Genomic DNA, 19843 nt, shown 5'->3' on the forward strand with positions numbered 1-19843 from the left:
TTATTCTAGAGCAGCTCTGAAAGGTAAACTTCTTTAAGTATGTCTAAATTCACCTAAAACAGTAATTGTGGATATCTATCCTCTGTTTTATGAACTCTCAGGTAAGTTATCCACATCGTATACTTAGACTTATTTTCTAATCTCATATATCTGTGGATTTATTTTCTGCTGACTTGAAAAAGTAAATTCCAGTGCAGTACTAAATTCCACTGCACCTCTAAAAACGTTGAAAACTTCATATTTATTCGGGTATATATAGCTGATTTCTGTTATAATGTATACAACCACTTGCAAAAAATCTGAATTTACGGCATGGCAAACAGACCAGTGAAAATTCGGTGTGCGAGACTGAATTCCACTAGTCACATTGTAAAAATGTGAAAAGTTTATTTCCAGTCTGACAGCAGATTCGTGTGTAATGGTTAACGGTTAAACTTAATCAGCTTAGGTGTCAGATTGACTTCGTCAGGAGCAATCGGCCTAAGCTGAAGTGCTTTTAGAACACTTTCACCAAAGGTTTCCAGAGCCACTTCGTAAGGTGTCCTGCCACCTAGGCTTTCCCTTGGGGTGGAGTTGATATGATCGACAATCAGATTCATATCCCACTGGGTAAGAAATTCAAAGCTTGTTCCCTTGGGAAGTATCATACGTAGCATGGTATGTACATTTTCCACCCCGCCTTTTTGGCCACTTCTCATAGGATCGCAATAATAGATACTTGTGCGCTCGATATCATCGATCCCGGTCTCAAGAGATTGTGGATCGCCAAACTCTGACCCTCTGTCTGTGACAAGAGTATGAAACAGGGATAGGAACTCATATGTACCGAGTTTCTTCTCCAAACGGTCAAATACCATGCGGACAGTTCCCTTGGTGCACCGGTTCATGAGAAATGCAAGGAACAGCTTCTCACGCTTCAAAAAGAAGGTAAGAATGACCTTCTTGGATTCCCTTGAAGAATGCACTGTGTCCATTTCCGTCCAGCTTTCTAAACCCAGAGCCTTAAAATCAGCATAGGTTCTGCCGATGAAAACCGTGCGATCCGTGATCTGGGTTTTATGACATTTACGGAGCTTGAACTTAGGTTTGCGCTTGAGGTCGATATTTCTTGCCGTGAATAGTCCTTGGTCCAGATAGGTGTATACTGTACGGACAGACAGATTCAGCTCCGGATGGTTCGTAACGATCTGATAGGGTGACTGCCCCTGAGTAATCAGAGGAGTGACGATTTTATCCTTCCTATGTAGTTCCTGTTTCGTCATGTTGATACCAGCCCGGGAAGAACTAAGAGATTCACGATATTTTCTGTCAGCGAAACGAGCGTCATAACGATACTTATGGGCAATCGTACAGTGATTAATTCTTTTTTCACAGCCATTGCAGACATAGGGAGCTTTGTCCAGCCGGTTGCAGCGTTCCTTTACAAAATCCTTGCAGGTCTGATTACAGGTCGGGCAAGAGGTACATTTAATACCACAGAGAAGGATTTTGTTACAGACATTGGTTTTACGACAGTGATAGCGATGAATGCAAAAGTTATGGGCATTATAGAACGTTCCCTTATGATACCAGTCACTCAATCGATGTAACTTAACTTCCTTTGAAATGGTTGTCGGATCCTTGCACAGATAACGGGCGATATCCTTAAAGCTTCGTCCTTCATTTAATGACTTTTCAATGAACAAGCGGTCATTAAGTCTCAAGTGTTTTTGGTTACCAGGTATTAGATTACTCATAAAATCTCCTTCTACTGCCGTCAGAAGGTATGACAATCATATCACCTAGGTATGAAAGAGTAAACGCTACTTATGCGAAAGTAAACTCCATCGTTCATAAGAGGAGTAGAATTAAACTTTTCATTTTTCAGGATTTATTTTCTTTTAAATTTACTCTTTTCAGATATCACTTCCTTTGGTATACTGTTCCTATCAAGAAATGCTTAGTGATGTGCGTTTCTCTGTATAGGATATATCTTCTCTTGTTAGTTGCCGACCAAAGCTTGCTAGCAAATCGGAAGATATATTTTTTATTGTTCTTTTTATTTCTCTTAATCCTTTTATTCCATTTTCATAAAGCTGTAACAGTACATCTGCTATCTGTGTCAGCAAATAATGGTTCTTCATAGCATTATAATTAAGGCTGTTTGCATGCTCTATATCATAACGATGGTTTTTCTGGATGTTAAATCCCTCATTTTCAATCTTCCAGCGTTTCCTTCCGGTCTGTGCAAACTCCCAGGCTGTCTTTCCTCTGATTGGCAACCCGGTGATCCATTGAAAGCTTCCTTCCGGTTCACCATCTTTCTCTATCTTTAGTTCCATTACTGTGAGATTATGACCCTCATAGTAAAGCTCTGATACCCATTTCATCTCATGCTTAACACTCTCGCGAGCTTTCCTTTTATGTGTTTTCTCTTCTTTTATAATCTTTTCTTCATTTTCACCCATTCCAACGATGGTTTGATACTCTTTTGCAAGAGAAGGGATGCTTCCATCTTTAAATCGGAGAAGATATCCCCATCTATTATCTTTACAGATTTGAAATACCGGTTCACAAGCATACAGACTGTCACCAAGTATGCAAATCGGTAATCTTGGGTAGTCTTTCTTCAGCCTTTTTGCCAGTCTTTTAAAGGCTTTTCTTTCACAATCCTGTTTTTCAACATCTTCATTTTCATTTTCAATAAACTCTGTAGCAATGCTGATAATCAGGTTGTCTCCTAATACAATCTTAGCTTCTAATACATTATGATAATAGTAGGTTTTTTCATCTTTGGTTCCTTTATTAATAGTTTTTCTTAAACAGTGTTCATCTATTTTTTCATTAAAACAGAACAACTGTGTTGCATCGACTATTACCATCCAATATTCACCCAGAAATCTTGCGTGCTCAAAACTCCTCTTTCTAAGTAACTTTTTAATTATGTGCTTTCTGAATTTCTGTAGTTCTTCTGGATCAAGCTTCTCCAGACATTCATTGATAGTCACATAATGAGGAAGATATTCTTTTTCCTCTTTTCCAAGGATCAGACAAAGATTATGCGCACATTCCTCGGTATTAAACTTATCAGTCATATCCTGCATAGAAGATATGGTACATACATTTTTCATGATAACGGTGGTAAGTGATTCAAAACATGGCGTCGTGAATTATTAAGCTGATTATGATAAACTTTCTGAAAAACAAATTCAGGAGGTTGGTTATGTTCAATCAGGAAAGTTATAGACTATGGAAACAGAGAATACAGGAACAAAAAATCAGCGGGGTGACAATACCGGAATGGTGCGAGAAAAATCAGTTATCTCCTCATGCATACTATTACTGGAGAAAGATCATTCGTACACATAAGGAAGACCCGACCGTTTCTCAATCGACATCATTTGCTGAAATTAATCAAACTGAGAAGATCTCCGTTTCATCGTGTGGAGTGTCGCTAACCTGGAAAGACGTCAGTATCCAGATTTCATCGAAGCAAGAAGCCCTCTTAGCAGCAGAGGTAATTCGAGCGCTGCAATCCTCATGTTGAGCTCTTTCATTTCAGGGGCGGAACATATTTATCTTGCATGTGGGGCGACTGATTTTCGAAAACAGGCTGAATCACTGGTAGCAATGGTTACCATGAAATTCAAGCTCGATCCGTATTCCCCTGTATGTGTATTCCTTTTCTGCAATAAAAATAAAACTGCGATTAAAGTACTCCGCTACGATAAGAACGGATTTATTCTAGCTAGCAAAAAACTTCTGGAAGGGATGAAATTTCAATGGCCAAAAACCGAAGAAGAGGTAAAGGATATTTCATTCCGTCAGGTTGAATGGCTGTTGGAAGGGCTTTCGATTGAGCAGCAAAAAGCTCACCGAGATATTATGTTAGAACTGAAAAACACCTGCTACTGACACCGTCAAAACCACGAAAAAAAGCCCGCAAATGCCGATGAATTCAGCATTTTACGGGCTTTTATAAACTGGAAAAATAACTCGAAAAATGGTATAATAGTTAGAGATAAACCTGATAAGAAAGTCGGTGAGGGAATGACGAAACAGGAAGAACTGCTTATGCTGAGAGCCTTGGTTGCAAAGCAAAAAGAAGAATTGGAACAGAAGGACAAAACGATTGAAAAACAGAATATCCGTATTGAAAACATGATCCAAGCGCTGCTTCATGCAAGACAAAAGCTGTTCGGAAAATCAACCGAAGTTACCGAGCATATCCCCGGACAGATGAATTTATTCTCTACCACGCAGGATTTGGCAAAAGAACTTTTTCATGAGCAGAAAAAGATAACGGTACCGGCACATCAACGGAAGACAAGACAACCTGGAGTCCGCGCTGAGATGCTTGCCTCGCTTCCCAAGGATATCGATGAATATATCATCAATCCAGAAGAGGTATGTTCCACTTGTGGCGGTAAGTTGAAAGTAATCGGAAAAAGGCTGATCCGCACAGAGGTAGAGTTTATCCCTGCAAGACTTAAGGTGGTACAGATCGTACAACAAATCGCCAAGTGTACCGAATGCGGTACCGGGAAAAATGATAATCCCAAGGATCATTTTCAAAAAGCAGCAATTCCTAGCTCTGTATTACCTCATTCCATTGCAACCGCTTCTCTTGTAGCTCAGGTCATGTATCAGAAATTCATGATGGGGATACCATTGAGTCGCCAAGAAAAGGAATGGTACCGACTTGGATTGGTACTCCCGCGAAATAACATGGCGCACTGGGTAATCCGATGCAGCGAGGAATGGTTAACTCCTATCTATAATAGGATACATTCTGAATTAATGAAATGTGACTGCCTGCATATGGATGAAACCAGAATCCAGTGCAACAAGGAGGAAGGAAGAAAAGCCAGCACAGATTCCTTCATGTGGGTTATCCGGAGTGGTGCATCGGAGGGTATCACGGCTTCCTACTTTCATTATTCGCCATCCCGAAGCGGTAAGGTTGCTCAGAACTTACTGACAGAATTTAAAGGCTATCTGACCACCGATGCATATATAGCTTATGAAAAGGTAGATAATATCAAAAGAAACCTTTGTTGGGCTCATGTTCGTAGGTATATGATAGAGAGCATTCCTTTGGATAGCCGTGGAAAGGAGATCCCCGGATCGAAGGGTGCTGAAGGTCGAGATCTCATCGATCTTCTATTCAAACTAGAAGATGAAATGAAGGATCTTTCGCCTGAAATTAGAAAAGAGAAGCGTCAAGTGGCATCGCGTGCCATTCTTGATGCCTTTTGGTCATGGGTTGAAAATACATCAGCTCTTACTACAACGAATGAGAAGCTGACTAAGGCACTTGCCTATGCAGCCAACCACAAAAATTACCTTGAAACGTTCTTAGAGGATGGACGGCTACCGATTTCGAATAATCTCTGCGAGGCTAATATCAAACCTTATGCGACGGCTCGAAGAGCCTGGCTGTTTGCTGACACTCCAAAGGGTGCAACTGCAAATGCAGTTTTATATACTATCGTTGAATCCGCTAAGGCAAATGATCTGGATGTATATGAATACATTCATCATCTGCTCCGTATAATGCCGGACATAGATTTTAATAATCATCCAGAAATGATTGATGCATACCTACCATGGTCAAAAGATTTGCCCCAAGAGTGCAGGTTGAATAAGAGAATACATAAAGAATTCCGCTAGTGCTAATTGTAGCATACCGGAATTCTTTTTTACATACGCCATGTTTTGCATCACTTACATAACGGTGGTGCTAGAATATAAATGGTACAAGTTAGACATGGAAATTCCTTAACATAGAAGTATAATAGAATAAATGGAGGAATGAACATGGCTATACAGTACACAGAGGAATTCAAAATCAATGCAGTAAAATACTGGAATGATCATCAGGATTTAGGCATCGGAAAGTGCGCAAAGAACTTAGGAATCAGTAAAAGTGCTCTTTCTAATTGGGGGAAAGCCTATACAATTAATGACGGCACGATCCCTACAAGAGGGCGTGGTAATTTCGAAAGCGACGATGCTAAGGAAATAGCTAGACTACGTAAAGAGTTACGTGATACTCAAGATGCACTTGATATATTAAAAAAAGCAATCGGAATACTGGGAAAATGACCGAAGCTCTGTTTCTGGAAGCTGCTATAAAAGAAGAGCAGCTTCTAGAGCAGGGAAAACGCCGGCTGAATGTCTCTGGTGTGCTGAAAATATTAGGCGTTTCAAGAAGCGGATATCTGAGCTGGAAAAAACGGCTTCCATCTAAAAGAGAGAAAAGAAAACGTATCATTAAAGAGCGGATTATCGATATCTATAAGGACTCCCATCAAAATTATGGTGCGCCAAAGATAACCGAATGTTTAAGGAAAGAAGGAGAAATCATTGCTGAAAAAACCGTAGGTAATTACATGCGTGAGCTTGGAATAAAAGCGCAGTACGTAAAACCTTATACAGTGACAACAATAAATTCAGATTTCAGCAATGAGTTAAAAAATATACTAGAGGAGCAATTTAATCCCCAAAAACCGGATGCTGTTTGGTGTTCAGATATTACATATATTTGGACATATGAAGGCTTTGTATATCTTACTAGTATCATGGATCTATATTCTCGAAAAATAATTGCTTGGACCTTGAGCAATACACTGGAAGCCAGATGGGTAATTGAGACAGTAAATAAGGCTAAAAAAGCGAGAAATGTAAGTGCCCCGTTAATCTTACATAGTGATCGAGGTATACAGTATGTAAGCACCGAATATATAAAAGCAACAATAGGCATATGCCGAAGTTACTCTAAAAAGGCATATCCGTGGGATAATGCGTGCATAGAAGCCTTTCATGCATTAATAAAAAGAGAATGGTTGAATCGATTTAAGATATACGATTATAACCAAGCATATCGTCTGGTATTCCAGTATATTGATACCTTTTACAATACAATTAGAATACACAGCCATTGTGGATATCTTTCACCTAATGAATACGAATCCAGTTACTGGGATAAACTGAATAAAATGGAACGAAAGGAAGCAAGATATGAAGCATGTTAATAGAAAAGTTCACGTTTAACTTGTACTTTTTCTTGACATAGTACCATTTGCCTTTTCAAATGACCATAGTGGATTTCAAAAACTACTGAAACATTTAGATTCCTATTCTAAAGAAGAGCTTTATATTGGTATGGAATCTACTGCCCATTATGCAGAAAATCTTACCAGCTTCCTTTTCACAAGGGGATTTCAGGTTTGTATAATCAATCCTATTCAAACTTCCTCTCTTAGGAAATCAAATATCCGTAAAACCAAGACGGACTCGGTGGATACTTATCTCATTATCAAAGCTTTAACTTTAAACCACTATCATTTATATTCGGAACGCGATTACAATTCCTTGCAATTAAAAAACCTATGTCGCTTCCGTCAAAAACTTATGAAGGCTAGGACAAAGGTTAAAATTCAACTTGTGACTTATGTGGATTTGTTATTCCCGGAACTCCAGTATTTCTTTAAATCTGGTATTCACGGAAAAGCTTGTTATACTCTATTAAAAGAGCAACCAAATCCCGACAGAATTGCGAAAATGCATCTCACAAGGTTAACTAACCTTTTATCAAAGTCCTCTCGCGGACACTTTAAACAGTCTAAAGCTGTACATTTAAAAGAGCTTGCATCGCAATCTGTCGGTATTAAAAATGATACCCTATCTTTGCAGATTTTGCAATCGATAAAACAGATTGAAATGTACACAGAACAGCTTGCCGAAGTAGATCAATCCATTCATGAAATCATGGATAAGATGGATTCTGTTATTAAGACTATCCCTGGTGTTGGAGCAATAAACGGTGCCATGATTATTGGAGAAATCGGTGATATATCACGTTTTGATAAACCATGCCAACTGCTCGCCTATGCAGGGCTAGATCCATCGGTATATCAATCAGGAAATTTCACTGCCGCTAGAACACGAATGTCCAAACGAGGTTCCAAACTACTTCGATATGCACTAATAAATGCAGCATGGCAAACCACCTTGGTAAATAAAACTTTCAAGGAATATTATGATTTAAAAGTCTCTCAAGGTCGTCGTCACTACAATGCTCTTGGCCATGTAGCTCATAAATTAGTCCGTGTTATACATAAGATGATGAGCTCTAACGTTGAATTCAATTTAGCTTAGCCTTACCTATCAACTATATTTAATTTTCAGAAAGCACCTTTATGATGCTTTATTTGTTATGCACTTTATTATAATAAATAAGCTTAAGAAAATTTCTCTTTTACTATTGACTTTTCATAGTTGGTCTCCTTAATTCTTGAAAGGTTACCGCTGCACAGTACCTCAAGGTTATCAAATATTTTACGTGCTGGCCAATCCCACCATTTTAATTTCAGCAGATAGTCTATAAGGTCATCGTCGAATCTTTTTTTAGTAATTCTGACGGGGTTTCCGCCTGCAATATGATAAGCCGGTATGTCCTTTGTAACTACTGAATTGGCAGCTACAATTGCTCCATCACCAATATGCACGCCAGGCATTACAGTGACATTTTGACCTATCCACACATCATTTCCTACAACAGTATCTCCTTTGAAAGGTAAATCCCCAAGTGTCGGAGTTGCCTTTTCCCAACCATGCCCCATGATGTTAAAAGGATAAGTAGTGACGCTGCACATTCTATGATTCGCACCGTTCATTACAAATTCGATACCTTTTGCTATAGCGCAGAATTTCCCGATGATGAGCTTATCACCTATAAATTCATAGTGATGTGTAACGTGCTCTTCAAATCGTTCCGCACCATTGATATCATCATAGTAGGTGTAATCGCCTACTATAATGTTTGGACGTGTGATTAAATTTTTAATGTAGCATATGCTTTTGATGTTTTCATTTGGATAAATGGAACTTGGATCTGGTCCATATTGCATATTAAACCTCCTCGCGCGTTGGCTTTCCGCTATCAACGCTTTCCCAACTCAGATGCTATCAAGCTTGTTTCACAGACTTAATTAGCAGCATCATTGGGCGGCGCATTTCATCTGACATGCCCGGAATGTCCATCATATCGGCGCTTGGCATTGCTTCCTCAACAACGTCCAGCCGAAATCCGGCTTTTATAAGCCCCATTAGAATTTGCGTTAATGTATGATGTTGTTTCGTGACATCCAGTCCTAGGAAATGGGCAACTCGCTCTCCGGGATAAAAATAATCATCAACAGGCCAGTGCTGTGATCTGCCATTCGAATCATAAATCCAGTCCTGGTTTACACCCGCTGTAAAAACAGGATGTTCAATGTTAAGAAGGAAAACGCCATCAGCCTTTAGCGTCAAGTATATTTTCCTGAAAATCGTATCAATATCTGCAATATAATGAAGCACCAGATTAGAAACCACGCAATCATATGAATTGGCGGGATAATCATATTCCTCCAGCCCGCAAACCCGATAGGTAATTTTCGAGTCTGCGTTTTTTGCTTTTGCTTCATGTATCATTTTTTCACTCAGGTCAATACCCAATACCTGCTTTGCACCGCACTCAACCGCATATTTGCAATGCCAGCCATAACCGCATCCAAGATCGAGTACGCTTTTGTAGCTTAATTCAGGAAACAAGGCCTTGAACTGATGCCATTCACCTGCTCCGGATAAGCCTTGTTGACTGCGTGACATCTTCGAATACTGGTCAAAAAATTGTCTATTATCATAAATGTTGTTCATATTCTCACCTTCTTTGTGTAGTTAGAATCTTTCACCGGATATGTTCATCAGTCATTCAGAAAAATACCTTTCGCTTCGTTAATCAATTGCTTTAGCTGCACACAGGCATTTGCTCCATCTGTTCCGGCTGCCGCAAAAATTGAATTTATTTTATCTTTGTATCCAAGCGGGTGAATGTTAAAATGCTCTATCATGCCGACTGCCTTTTTTTCGTTCAGGCAGTACTCTTCATTTACTGCAAATAACACCTGGTTCAGCGCTGAAATCGCCCGTACAATATGAGCAGTAACATAATAAACATCGTTTTTCCTGGCATTGTTTTCCGCGAACATTAAAGAAAACTCTGCTTCAAACGTAAAGAAACCAATAATAGCTCTTTTCAATTTCGGCGGGTATTTTTTCGCGACTTGCTTCAAAGCTGAAATATTACCCTGTTTATCCCACAATACCTTGCATACTGCTAATTCTCCCATATACATCACATTCATGTAGGCATGGGGATGTCCAGTTTGATAATGTGCGGAAATAATCCCTTCCTGACATTCTGAAATTACATTTTCCACACGTTCTATATCCCGTAGTATAAAGTCAACATGGTATCCATCCATCATAAGCCAGCCACCGCCATTAACCCATTCTCCCCATGCACCAGGAGGAACGACCAAATTATCCCTGTGTTCATCATCCACAAGTTTGGCTGCCTTGTTCAAGGACACAAGGTCAAGTGTCTCCGTATTGTAATAAATACCGATATCAATATCTGAGTCAGGGGAATGCGTGCCCCTTGCGCGAGAGCCGCCAAGCACAACTGCTTGGATGCCTGACACATCTGCCAATGCTGATACAACTTCATCTAATACTGTTTTAATTTCATTCATGTATGCTCACCTCATTAAAGCGATCTTTTTAAAATAGCTTGTTAATGCCCACATCCAATCTGACCACACAACCTCAAAAACTTCTGAAAAAACATCTAACCTGACCACTCGCGAACGCTGACATCTAACCCGACCACTCACCGAGCTATGACATCTAACCTGACCACTTAACTATCAAAAACCGCTCTTATGGACTTATTCCCTCGAAGCGATATTTTCATGATTTTACTCAATGGGTTTTACACCCATATGTGCTGAAAGCCCTGATATATAAGGGTTTTTTACGCTCTCACTCTTTCACCCTTGTTATCAATACAACCGTCTCAACATGGAACGATAGGCTCACCTCGATGTCTGGTCTGTATTTTTCGTTTTATTCGTTCGCGGGAATAGGTCGAGCATGGTTATTATGGGTATTATCTGTTCGGGGAACAGGTCAACTGTTTTCGTGTGTTCGTGGGAATAAGTCGATATATGGGTCTTGATTCCTGTCATCTCAGGTGTGTTTCCTACGATACTTTGATACCAATGCACCATTTTCTGTTGTCGGCGGGCTTTCGTTAACGAGCAGGGTATCGTTAACGAGCAATATATTAATCTTTCTTCGACGTGCGGTTTTGCCTTTATACATAGACTCCTCGATCCGGCATCCCATCATATTATATTATTCGTGCCAAAGTACTGTGCCGCAACAGTCGCATACGGCACTTGCCGCACCGTCAAATTCGTTTCTGGTTGTGGTTGCCGAGACATAGCTGTTGCATTTTGGGCAAAACGGTGCGCTGCCGCAGGGAATACAATCGCTTCGATATGCCGTTCCATAATTCGGGTCATTGGGGTAGTTGCATATCACCGCCAGATGGGGTGTTTTTTTACCGCAGCGACTGCAATGCTCCAAGCGAAGCTCCGTGCGCTTTCCTAAAGAATATCCTACAACCTTTCCCTGCCCACAGTAGATGCAGAAGCCGTCATCGCCGAATGTGTGTTTTGTAGCTCCACAGACCTTGCATTTACAGCCATCCCAAACATGGGGTTCTGATTTACGACAGTTGGTACAGTAATGGAGTTTATCGTCACCAGCACGCCAGTGATGCCCTTCGTCGCGCACCTCGCCGCAACGGACGCATTTACAGCCATTCCAGTTATGGCCTTGCTTTTTGCATTTGAGCTTTCCGAATAAATTCATAGCGCCCTCCAAACTTCTTATTTGTCGCCACGGACACCTCCGTGGAAAATGCCTTCGTCGGCATTAGCGTCGTATTCCTGCCGCCGTATTTCTTCTTGAGTAAGTGAAGCTGTTTCTTTCAATTCGTTAACCCTTGTACGTTCCTCCGCAATCACATTCCGTTGGATGTTTTGTGCATCAAGAGCATCAAAAATCTTTATAACTATGTCTGGAAATCTATTCGCGTACCCGGCTATCTTGCGAATTAGGTAAGCGTCGTTAAACACTTGTGGCAGCAGTTCGCCATGCAGTGTAATGAGGCTTGCATACGCTTCAATCGCCATTTCATCAGTACGGGCGCGTCCATAGGGGCTTAAATAGTATTTTCCGCATGAATTGCATCGCTGGAGATCGGTAACTTCTCCATCAACATATTCATATTGATGCTCGACTTTGCCGCATCGGGAGCATTCACATCCTATAAAGTTGTGTTGAATATCCCGCGTCTTTCCGCAGTTCAGGCATTTCTCCCGGCACTGACCCTCTATTTGCCGCCATTGATGCTCGATTGTTACCGTAGCTCCGCAAACGCGACAGCGCCGGGCGCATTCATTAGGCAGACGCTCCCATTTATGCCCGAAAACTTTACAGAGAAATCCCATATTGTTACCTCCAACGATTCTTAGTTTCTGCCTATGCGTCTCGCAAAATGCACGACACGCTTTCTAAACCCTCAAATATGCTTGGCTCCATACGATTTGATTGTCAGTATCCTTGCTTCATGTCGTAATCATGCCAGATTTGCTTCATATCAACGTCTGCGGAGTCATCATCAGAGGCGGCAGGCAATTGAGGACTGAAATAGTCCCGCACGGTTTGAGATACCGCTTTTGTCGGCAGTAGATCGCGATATGGTATGCCGCACATCATAAATACTTTTTTTGCATCTGCCAAAAGCCAGAGATCATTCTCCGTGATGTTCCCTATCAGAAGATACTGGAGAAGAGTTTCAGCTTGCATATATTTCATGATAATGTGCTTTGTGTATTGGCAGGGAGTAACATCAAGAATATGAAATTTTTCATCTTGCTGCAATTGCCCTTCCGAAAGCATATACCGCAACTTTTTTTCAGCGCTTTTACTTAACTCGTTTCTTAACCAGACTGGTTTGCTGAAAAACACTTCTTTTCCCCCTTCCGAAATTCTATCAATCTTTAACCCCTATAAAAGCAAACACGCCGGATGCGATGCCGATAAAGATGAGATACCCGAGAGCAACCCAACCGTCGCCGTAAGCGTCGTTCCAGATGTTAATTGCAAACACTACAGACACCGCACCACCTGTGAGTATCGCACAGAGGACAGCAAGCACTGTGTTACCATTCACGTCGCTCCATTGCGCTATCTTGTTCTCAACCCACGTCACAGCGATATAGGCGGCGATAAAAGCGGCGTAGAAAAGCAAAATCAACGGACCCGCATTTTGTGTCCATTTCTCGATTCTGAATGATAACGGCGGCGCATATCGGAAAAGTACAAAGCCGAGTGCGGCGCTGATGAGCAGTAAGGCAACCCACCCGATAATCTTCCTCAAATAACACATTTTTGTTTTCCTCTCGTAATTGGTAGCATTCTACACTTCCTCAATCCAGTATGTGATGGATATTGTATTAAGCTCGGTATTGCTCATTTTCATTCGTTCATCTTGCAGCATCTCTTTTGCTTTTTCTTCCGCCTCGGTATAGGTGCCTGAAAAAAGCTGTTTTATTTGCAGATAGCTGTAATAGTCCGAGTCATCCGAGACATAGTCGGGCGCATCGCACGCGCTTCCTATCGTGATACTATACGTCTTGCGCGGTTCCGTTGTTTTAGCTGTCATTTGCCTTTCCTCCTAAATTACCATCCGTGTGTATATGTACTTGCCGAGCCGAATACAATCTTTGCATTTGGGCAGTTAGAAAACGGCTCGTTTCCGATGATTGGGCGCATAAATTGATAGCTGATGTATACCTTCTCCAAAAGCGGGCAGTTGCAAAATGCGCCGTCCTCAACAACGATGCCGCCGGAGAAGGAACGAATCTCGATTGTCTTCAGATTTGCACAGTTATCAAAAGCTCCGGCGTGAATCGTCACCGTTTCACGATCTTCACAGCCGTACAACAAATTCTCAAGCCTTTGGCAGCCGGTGAAGCAGCCCTTGAGGAAATGCGGCATGTAATTCAAAGTAAGTCCGCGATATTCTTCGTCAGCATAACGTACCGGCGCTCTTTTGTTTCCCGTAGCGATAAAGCCGTGTTTTAGAAGTCGCTCAATATCAATTTTTTCAAGCCCAGGCTTCTTTGAAAACAATCCCATGATAACCTCCTATTGCTTGTTCCAATCAATTTCTGGTAGCCGCCTCTTAACATGGTCGGTCATGGCTGGCTGACCTTTCTTTGTAAACCCTCCGAAATCTTTTTGTCCAACTCGCCTTCTTCCGATATGAGATGGGTGTTCCATCCTCATGCTGTCATTTGTTCCTCATATGTGTTATCCTTTGTCTCTGAATAGAAATATGTAATAATTATATCATGTTCTCGCTCTTGAAGCCACCTGTTCATTATACAAATTCTATAATTGAAAATTGAAAAGTTAAATTCCACCCCCCATTTAGTACTGCACTGGAATTTACTTTTTCAAGTCAGCTAGTTAAGCCAATTTGCTCATTGGCAGTACTAAATTCCTTCCCCATACTATATTCTCCTATACGCAAAAAACCGGACCCTTAGGTAACCGGAGTATGATCACAAAATAATATGCTCTATCTTATTTAAAGTATACACCATATTACGATTTTGTCATCCCCAATTATCTTCTCCATAAAAATCACTGATTAACAATTAATGCCTTATGCTTGCTTATCAACCGAATTAAGTTGTGACCGCCCTTGACTCATTTCAATCAATCAAATAATTGCAAAGACAGTTCCTCCTCTTAAGTAGTTAATAAATCTATTATATCATAATATTATTCCAAATAGTACCATATTCTTTGTTAAATATCATTATATACTAAAAATCGCAAAAAACCTGAGATTGAATTTTATCTACTTGTCTATAATAACAGGGTAGCGATTACTCTATCATCTGCTTAGATTCATTACAGCAGCCATCGGTCAAATTAATATTCATGATACATTTCTATTAAATAGGATCAAATTGATAGAAAAATACTAAATGAAACAGTCCAACATTAACAACAGTTCTATAGTCTCAACCTATCCCCAAAAAAGTAGTTTCATAGTCTCGCAAGACTAAAAGCAGTTCTGTAGTCTCAACCCTAACCCTCTTTTCACTTCATTAGCTATACTCCCAGAATAAAAAACAAGGCTTCAAGCCAATCAGTATTAAATACCGAAAGTCTAGAAACCTTTGATTTCAAGCCATCTAAGGCATTTTTATTTGTCTTTGCGTGATAGAGTAGAGCAGTGGGGTTACCACCGCCCCCTCATCAAACCGTACGTGCAGTTTTCCCGCATACGGCTTTCCGATATTCTTCTTCCTTCAGCATTCAGCCGCACATACTTGCCAGTCCCGCTTGCTTAGTCAATTCTCTGACTTTAGCAGCATTCCCTAGCCTGTAGTTACGTTGTTTCTTCCGATTGTACCAACAGGTAAACTTAAAATTGATATACTTATCTATCTTCCATAACCATGGTCTTGCAAATCGTCTGGCATAATAGTTTCTCATGCCAATGATTTTAGGATTGAGCAACTTAACCATCTCTTCCATGCTCAACAGCAATTTGCTCGGACTTGCAAACACCTCTTTGATGTTAGCCCTCATTTTCTTCATAGCCTTCTTGGACGGTATCTGCTGTAGTGTCCAATACCACTGCCAGCTTTTGTTTCTGAATCGCTGAAATCTGTTGTTGAAACCTAGAAAGTCAAAGCTGTCTTTTCCGAAATACATGTCAACAAGCCTTGTTTTCTCACTATGCAATGTTAGTTCCAGCTTTTTCATAATCCATTTTACAGCACGCAACGCTTCTTCTGCTTGAGATAACTTCTTGCATAATATCACAAAATCATCTGCATATCGTACTAATTCTCCCAAGTGTCCGAACCTCTTACTCCAACATACATCAAAATAATTCAAATATATATTGGATAACAGTGGTGAAATAACTCCGCCCTGGGGTGCACCAACAGTACTTTCACTGTATTGCCCGTCTTCCAGCACTCCTGCCTTCAGCCAGCCTTTTATCAGCTTCAGCACCCTTCGGTCAGTTATTCTCTGTTTGACCAGCAAAAGCAGCTTATCATGGTTGATGCTCCCAAAATAATCTCTTATGTCAGCATCTATTACCCATAATGCTCCGCCTTTGTCTGCCATTTCATATATCCTGTCCATTGCCTGTTTTGCATTTCTTTTCGGTCGGAACCCATACGAGCAAGGCTGAAAATCTGCTTCAAATACCGGCTCTATTACTATCTTTGCCGCCATCTGCACTATTCTGTCCTTAATCGTAGGTATTCCTAATGCTCTTTTTCTACCATCTTGTTTTGGAATATAGGTTCGTCTGACAGGCTTGCACCGATATTTCTCTGCCCGCAAATCTTCTGCTATTTCGTCCAGCAGTTTTTCTTCGCCGTACGCTTTCACATCATCAATGCTGACTTTGTCAATACCGCCTGCTCCACCATTCTGTTTTACCCGTTTCCATGCTTCTTCCAAGATGTCCTTACGGTATATCTTGTCATACAACGCATAGAACTTTCTCTTTCGGTCAGCTTTGGCTGTAAGGTATAGTCTGTTTTGGAAGTCTCGTACTTTTTCATGGGTGTTTATAGCTTTTTCGGCAATCACCGGCACCTACCTCCTTTACAGACTTGAATAAAGTTGTGCCCCTTCCCTATGCACAGTTTTGTTGTCTGTACAATCCTTGGTACTATGAGCACTTCTGACTGCCTCTTTGCAGAAAGCAACTTCGCTTTTGCTTATATGCATCCTCATTACAGTTTCCTGTGCAAAGTAGGCACTCTCCAGTTCCGGCAAATACTTTCCTGACGTGTCGCTACCTCTACACCGCAGGGTTCTTAGGTATTGCATTTAGGGTTCTTCATACCATCTGCTGTCTTCGCTGTTGATGTCCCAGCTCGACTCCCTGTTGTTCCCTTTCGGGAATGTCAATAACGGTGCGGCAGTATTCACTTTATGTTACAACCCGCCAGTTTGCCTGCTCCTTTCGGAACATTCCGTAACGCTTCAACGCATAGATTACTCCATACGCTGGTTACTGACTAAGTGGCTGCCCTACCTTTACCACTGCAGGACTTTCACCTGCTAGCATTTGCCAGCTTAGCTGGACGCACACATCAATACTACCGTCTCCACATGCCTCGTCCTGCCGGAAATAACACATATCTTCCATCTCGTCAGAGTTAAAAGAACACATCTGATTATTCTTTTCTGTCTCTGTCTCAGGTTGCTCTAAAACAATATTTTTTTCATTCAACAAGTTATCCTGAACGCTCATTTTTCACATTCCTTTCCAACTTGTTGTATATAATTGTTAATTGCTATTCTTCAGCAAATTCATATATCTGTCTTTTGCATCAGAAATCGCTTTTTTACCATTACCTTTTAGTACAAAGGTTAATTTATATGGATCTACTGAGCCATCCTCATTAACATCGCCTACAATTACTTTTTCAACAATACTTTCAAATACTACTCGGTCAAAAGTATCAAGTACATCTACTTCCGTCAGTCTCTGTCGCAATTCTTTCATACGTTTCCCAACATTGTGCTGGGTATTCGCATTTACAAGGAAATAATCTCTTTCTTCCTTTGCTCTAGAAATTTTAGTAGTGAATTCATCGTATTTTTCATCATACGCGTCTTTAGAAATTTTATCATCCAATAACATATCGGTCAATTTCTTTCTCTTATACTCCAGGTTACTAATGCTTGTTTCAATGCGCTTAACTTTTATCGCATCTTCATTATTTGAAATAGTGGATTCTACTGTTTCAAGAACAGAATCCAGAACATCATCAAAATTGTCTGCTAGAAGCCTGAATGCTTCCAAAAATGCGTTCTCAATGATTACTTCATCTATCGCCTTACTATTAGGACAGTTTGCAATTCCATTCTTTGTTGCATTAGTACACTTCCATACTGGTTTCTTATGTTGTGTATCCTGATGATGAGAACGTCTCGAAAAAAATGTTCCGCAAAAACCACACTCACACATACTGCTAAATGCAAATTTTCTTGAATACTTTTCGCGAGTCCCTTCTATGATAAGCGAATTCTTTTTATATCTACCCTTTCGTATTTCCTGTGCCTTGTCCCACATTTCAGGTGATATGATTGGCTCATGGTGACTTTTAATATAGAATTGATCTTTGGTGGTAGACTAAAAATGGTACAAGTTGAAAGTGGACTAGATCCTAAATAGTAGTTATAATAAATACTATAAGAGATGGAGGAGTTATCATGAGTAAACAGTTTGACAAAAAATTTAAAGAGGATGCCGTCCGATATTACTTTGATCATAAAGATTTAGGTCTCAAAGGATGTTCAGATAAGTTGGGGGTTAGCCGTACAGCACTTAGCGTATGGGTTAAAGAAGCAAAAGAAAACAATGGTGAAGTACCAACTAGGGGTTCAGGCAATTATGAAAGCGATGAAGCCAAGGAAAACGCGAGGCTACGCAGAGAGTTAAGAGATACACAGGATGCATTAGAAATATTAAAAAAAGCGATCGGCATCCTGGGAAACTGACAGAAGCTCTCTTCATTGCAACATCCGAAATGGAAGATAAATTGAACGATGAAGGCGAACGCCGGCTGAATGTCAGCGGGGTGCTTAGAGTATTAGGCGTTTCAAGAAATGGCTACTATTCATATAGAAAAAGACTTCCTTCTGATAGACAAAAACGCAAGGAAGCGATTATGGAAAAAATAATGGCAATATACAACGAATCTCATCAGAATTATGGAGCTCCAAAAATCACAAAGGTACTGCAAAGTGAGGGAGAAAAAATCAGTGAGAAGACAGTCGGAAACTATATGCATGAGCTAGGAATTAGAGCTCAATATGTTAAACCGTATACTGTTACAACGATAGATTCAGACTTTAGCTTAGAACTAAAAAATATATTGGATGAGGAATTTAACCCAAGTGAGCCAAATGCTGTTTGGTGTTCAGATATAACTTACATTTGGACCTATGAAGGATTTGTATATTTAACAAGTATTATGGACTTGTTTTCCCGTAAAATCATAGCATGGGAGCTTAGTACAACCCTAGAAGCTAAATGGGTTGTAGAAACGATTAATAGAGCGAAGAAAGCAAGAAGAATAGATAAGCCATTGGTCATGCACAGTGACAGGGGCATACAATATACCTGTAGTGCATATAAGGAGGCAACAGAAGGACTTATAAACAGTTATTCAAAGAAAGCTTTTCCATGGGACAATGCATGTATAGAATCATTCCATGCATTAATTAAGAGGGAGTGGATAAACAGATTTAAAATATTAGATTATAATCACGCATATCGCCTTGTATTTGAATACATAGAGGCATTTTATAACACTGTCAGGATTCATAGTCATTGTGGATATTTATCACCAAATCAATATGAGGTAAATTACGCAAAGCAACTGGTAAAATTATACAGGAAGGTAAGCTAAATAATAATAAATTTTCCCGATTTAACTTGTACTTTTTCTTGACATAGTACCAATGCCTATTTTCTGGATCACCACCAACCGCTACTGGTTTTCCCCGAAGTTCGGGGCGATGCAGCAATTCTACACTGGCATAAAATGCATTCGCATCTGAATGTAGTATAATTCTATCTTTCATATAATTATTTATGGCAGTAACATATAAATTCCCTAAATATGTTACTAGCAGACTTCCTCCTTTCTCATCATCTGATTTATCTATTATTATAATACTCATATTATGATATGTAAAGTGAATAATTTATCATTTTATGATATTTTATTCTTGATAATTGTATCAGACTGATGTACAATATAGACCAAAGGTGGTAGTGTACAACTAACCCGTGGCATTTTTTACCCAACAAAATAAGTGCCAAACTGAAAGGAGCATC

General features: G+C 40.2%; 24 protein-coding genes and 1 pseudogene. 8 read left to right on the plus strand and 17 right to left on the minus strand.

Annotated elements, in window-relative coordinates:
- Positions 1-422: 422 nt before the first annotated feature.
- Both H0486_RS11545 and H0486_RS11550 read right to left on the minus strand, forming a co-directional pair.
- Entirely contained in the window at positions 423-1736 is a 1314-nt protein-coding gene (locus H0486_RS11545) for an IS30 family transposase (RefSeq protein ID WP_228353151.1), read from the minus strand.
- Between the two features lie 192 nt (positions 1737-1928).
- Positions 1929-3074: a transposase gene (locus H0486_RS11550; RefSeq protein WP_228353152.1), complete on the minus strand. Its 1146-nt coding sequence runs from the start codon at positions 3072-3074 to the stop codon at positions 1929-1931.
- A 128-nt stretch (positions 3075-3202) separates the two neighbouring features.
- Here H0486_RS11550 and tnpA point away from each other — a divergent pair, with 128 nt between their 5' ends.
- From tnpA to H0486_RS11580, 6 genes are all read left to right on the plus strand, one after another.
- A complete protein-coding gene (gene tnpA / locus H0486_RS11555) occupies positions 3203-3526 on the plus strand; it encodes an IS66 family insertion sequence element accessory protein TnpA (RefSeq protein WP_228352500.1) in 324 nt (107 codons plus the stop codon).
- Positions 3520-3894, plus strand: a complete 375-nt coding sequence (gene tnpB / locus H0486_RS11560; RefSeq protein ID WP_228352501.1) for an IS66 family insertion sequence element accessory protein TnpB — start codon at positions 3520-3522, stop codon at positions 3892-3894. The genes tnpA and tnpB overlap by 7 nt, the downstream gene beginning before the upstream one ends.
- Positions 3895-4029: 135 nt before the next feature.
- On the plus strand, positions 4030-5652 hold the full coding sequence (tnpC, locus tag H0486_RS11565) for an IS66 family transposase (protein ID WP_228352502.1): 1623 nt from the start codon (positions 4030-4032) through the stop codon (positions 5650-5652).
- Between the two features lie 147 nt (positions 5653-5799).
- Positions 5800-6087 carry a transposase gene (locus H0486_RS11570; RefSeq protein ID WP_178377794.1) on the plus strand — a complete coding sequence of 96 codons (288 nt, stop codon included), beginning with the start codon at positions 5800-5802 and terminating at the stop codon, positions 6085-6087.
- Positions 6084-7016 (plus strand): IS3 family transposase, encoded by a 933-nt coding sequence (locus H0486_RS11575; RefSeq protein WP_074365492.1) that lies wholly within the window; start codon positions 6084-6086, stop codon positions 7014-7016. Before H0486_RS11570 ends, H0486_RS11575 begins: the two co-directional genes overlap by 4 nt.
- 37 nt (positions 7017-7053) lie before the next feature.
- Positions 7054-8142, plus strand: coding sequence for an IS110 family RNA-guided transposase (locus H0486_RS11580; protein WP_228354425.1), 1089 nt, complete (start codon positions 7054-7056; stop codon positions 8140-8142).
- A gap of 83 nt (positions 8143-8225) precedes the next feature.
- Here the strand turns inward: H0486_RS11580 and H0486_RS11585 are convergent, their stop codons facing one another.
- From H0486_RS11585 to H0486_RS18450, 14 genes and pseudogenes are all read right to left on the minus strand, one after another.
- The gene (locus tag H0486_RS11585; RefSeq protein WP_228353153.1) at positions 8226-8894 is read right to left on the minus strand and encodes a Vat family streptogramin A O-acetyltransferase; all 669 of its coding nucleotides are present in this window, start codon (positions 8892-8894) and stop codon (positions 8226-8228) included.
- A gap of 58 nt (positions 8895-8952) precedes the next feature.
- Positions 8953-9684: a class I SAM-dependent methyltransferase gene (locus tag H0486_RS11590; protein WP_228353154.1), complete on the minus strand. Its 732-nt coding sequence runs from the start codon at positions 9682-9684 to the stop codon at positions 8953-8955.
- Positions 9685-9731: 47 nt separating this feature from the next.
- On the minus strand, positions 9732-10562 hold the full coding sequence (locus tag H0486_RS11595) for a nucleotidyltransferase domain-containing protein (protein ID WP_228353155.1): 831 nt from the start codon (positions 10560-10562) through the stop codon (positions 9732-9734).
- A gap of 496 nt (positions 10563-11058) precedes the next feature.
- Entirely contained in the window at positions 11059-11193 is a 135-nt protein-coding gene (locus H0486_RS18350; protein WP_267023766.1) for a hypothetical protein, read from the minus strand.
- Positions 11194-11226: 33 nt separating this feature from the next.
- Positions 11227-11748 carry a hypothetical protein gene (locus H0486_RS11600; RefSeq protein WP_228353156.1) on the minus strand — a complete coding sequence of 174 codons (522 nt, stop codon included), beginning with the start codon at positions 11746-11748 and terminating at the stop codon, positions 11227-11229.
- A gap of 17 nt (positions 11749-11765) precedes the next feature.
- Positions 11766-12389, minus strand: a complete 624-nt coding sequence (locus H0486_RS11605; RefSeq protein WP_228353157.1) for a DUF1660 domain-containing protein — start codon at positions 12387-12389, stop codon at positions 11766-11768.
- Positions 12390-12492: 103 nt separating this feature from the next.
- Positions 12493-12909 (minus strand): hypothetical protein, encoded by a 417-nt coding sequence (locus tag H0486_RS11610; RefSeq protein ID WP_228353158.1) that lies wholly within the window; start codon positions 12907-12909, stop codon positions 12493-12495.
- Between the two features lie 25 nt (positions 12910-12934).
- Positions 12935-13330 (minus strand): hypothetical protein, encoded by a 396-nt coding sequence (locus tag H0486_RS11615; RefSeq protein WP_228353159.1) that lies wholly within the window; start codon positions 13328-13330, stop codon positions 12935-12937.
- 30 nt (positions 13331-13360) lie between these two features.
- Complete coding sequence (locus H0486_RS11620) at positions 13361-13606, minus strand: hypothetical protein (protein ID WP_228353160.1); 246 nt, start codon at positions 13604-13606, stop codon at positions 13361-13363.
- 17 nt (positions 13607-13623) lie between these two features.
- Positions 13624-14082, minus strand: a complete 459-nt coding sequence (locus H0486_RS11625; protein ID WP_228353161.1) for a leucine-rich repeat protein — start codon at positions 14080-14082, stop codon at positions 13624-13626.
- Positions 14083-15276: 1194 nt separating this feature from the next.
- A complete protein-coding gene (ltrA, locus tag H0486_RS11630) occupies positions 15277-16575 on the minus strand; it encodes a group II intron reverse transcriptase/maturase (RefSeq protein WP_228353162.1) in 1299 nt (432 codons plus the stop codon).
- 427 nt (positions 16576-17002) lie between these two features.
- A complete protein-coding gene (locus H0486_RS11635) occupies positions 17003-17245 on the minus strand; it encodes a hypothetical protein (RefSeq protein ID WP_228353163.1) in 243 nt (80 codons plus the stop codon).
- A gap of 36 nt (positions 17246-17281) precedes the next feature.
- The gene (locus tag H0486_RS11640) at positions 17282-18070 is read right to left on the minus strand and encodes a zinc ribbon domain-containing protein (protein WP_228353164.1); all 789 of its coding nucleotides are present in this window, start codon (positions 18068-18070) and stop codon (positions 17282-17284) included.
- Positions 18047-18112, minus strand: a pseudogene (locus tag H0486_RS18450) (recombinase family protein); the annotation flags it as partial. The pseudogene H0486_RS18450 and the gene H0486_RS11640, both read right to left, overlap by 24 nt.
- 98 nt (positions 18113-18210) lie before the next feature.
- Here H0486_RS18450 and H0486_RS11645 point away from each other — a divergent pair.
- Together H0486_RS11645 and H0486_RS11650 are read left to right on the plus strand one after the other, a co-directional pair.
- Positions 18211-18498, plus strand: coding sequence for a transposase (locus H0486_RS11645; RefSeq protein WP_228353144.1), 288 nt, complete (start codon positions 18211-18213; stop codon positions 18496-18498).
- Between the two features lie 29 nt (positions 18499-18527).
- Positions 18528-19412 (plus strand): IS3 family transposase, encoded by an 885-nt coding sequence (locus tag H0486_RS11650; RefSeq protein WP_228353145.1) that lies wholly within the window; start codon positions 18528-18530, stop codon positions 19410-19412.
- Here the strand turns inward: H0486_RS11650 and H0486_RS18790 are convergent.
- Positions 19318-19686, minus strand: coding sequence for a Y-family DNA polymerase (locus H0486_RS18790; protein ID WP_330594511.1), 369 nt, complete (start codon positions 19684-19686; stop codon positions 19318-19320). The two genes, H0486_RS11650 and H0486_RS18790, sit on opposite strands and share 95 nt — an antisense overlap.
- Between the last annotated feature and the right edge of the window lie 157 nt (positions 19687-19843).

It is taken from the genome of Variimorphobacter saccharofermentans (assembly GCF_014174405.1).
Lineage (GTDB): Bacteria > Bacillota > Clostridia > Lachnospirales > Lachnospiraceae > Mobilitalea > Mobilitalea saccharofermentans.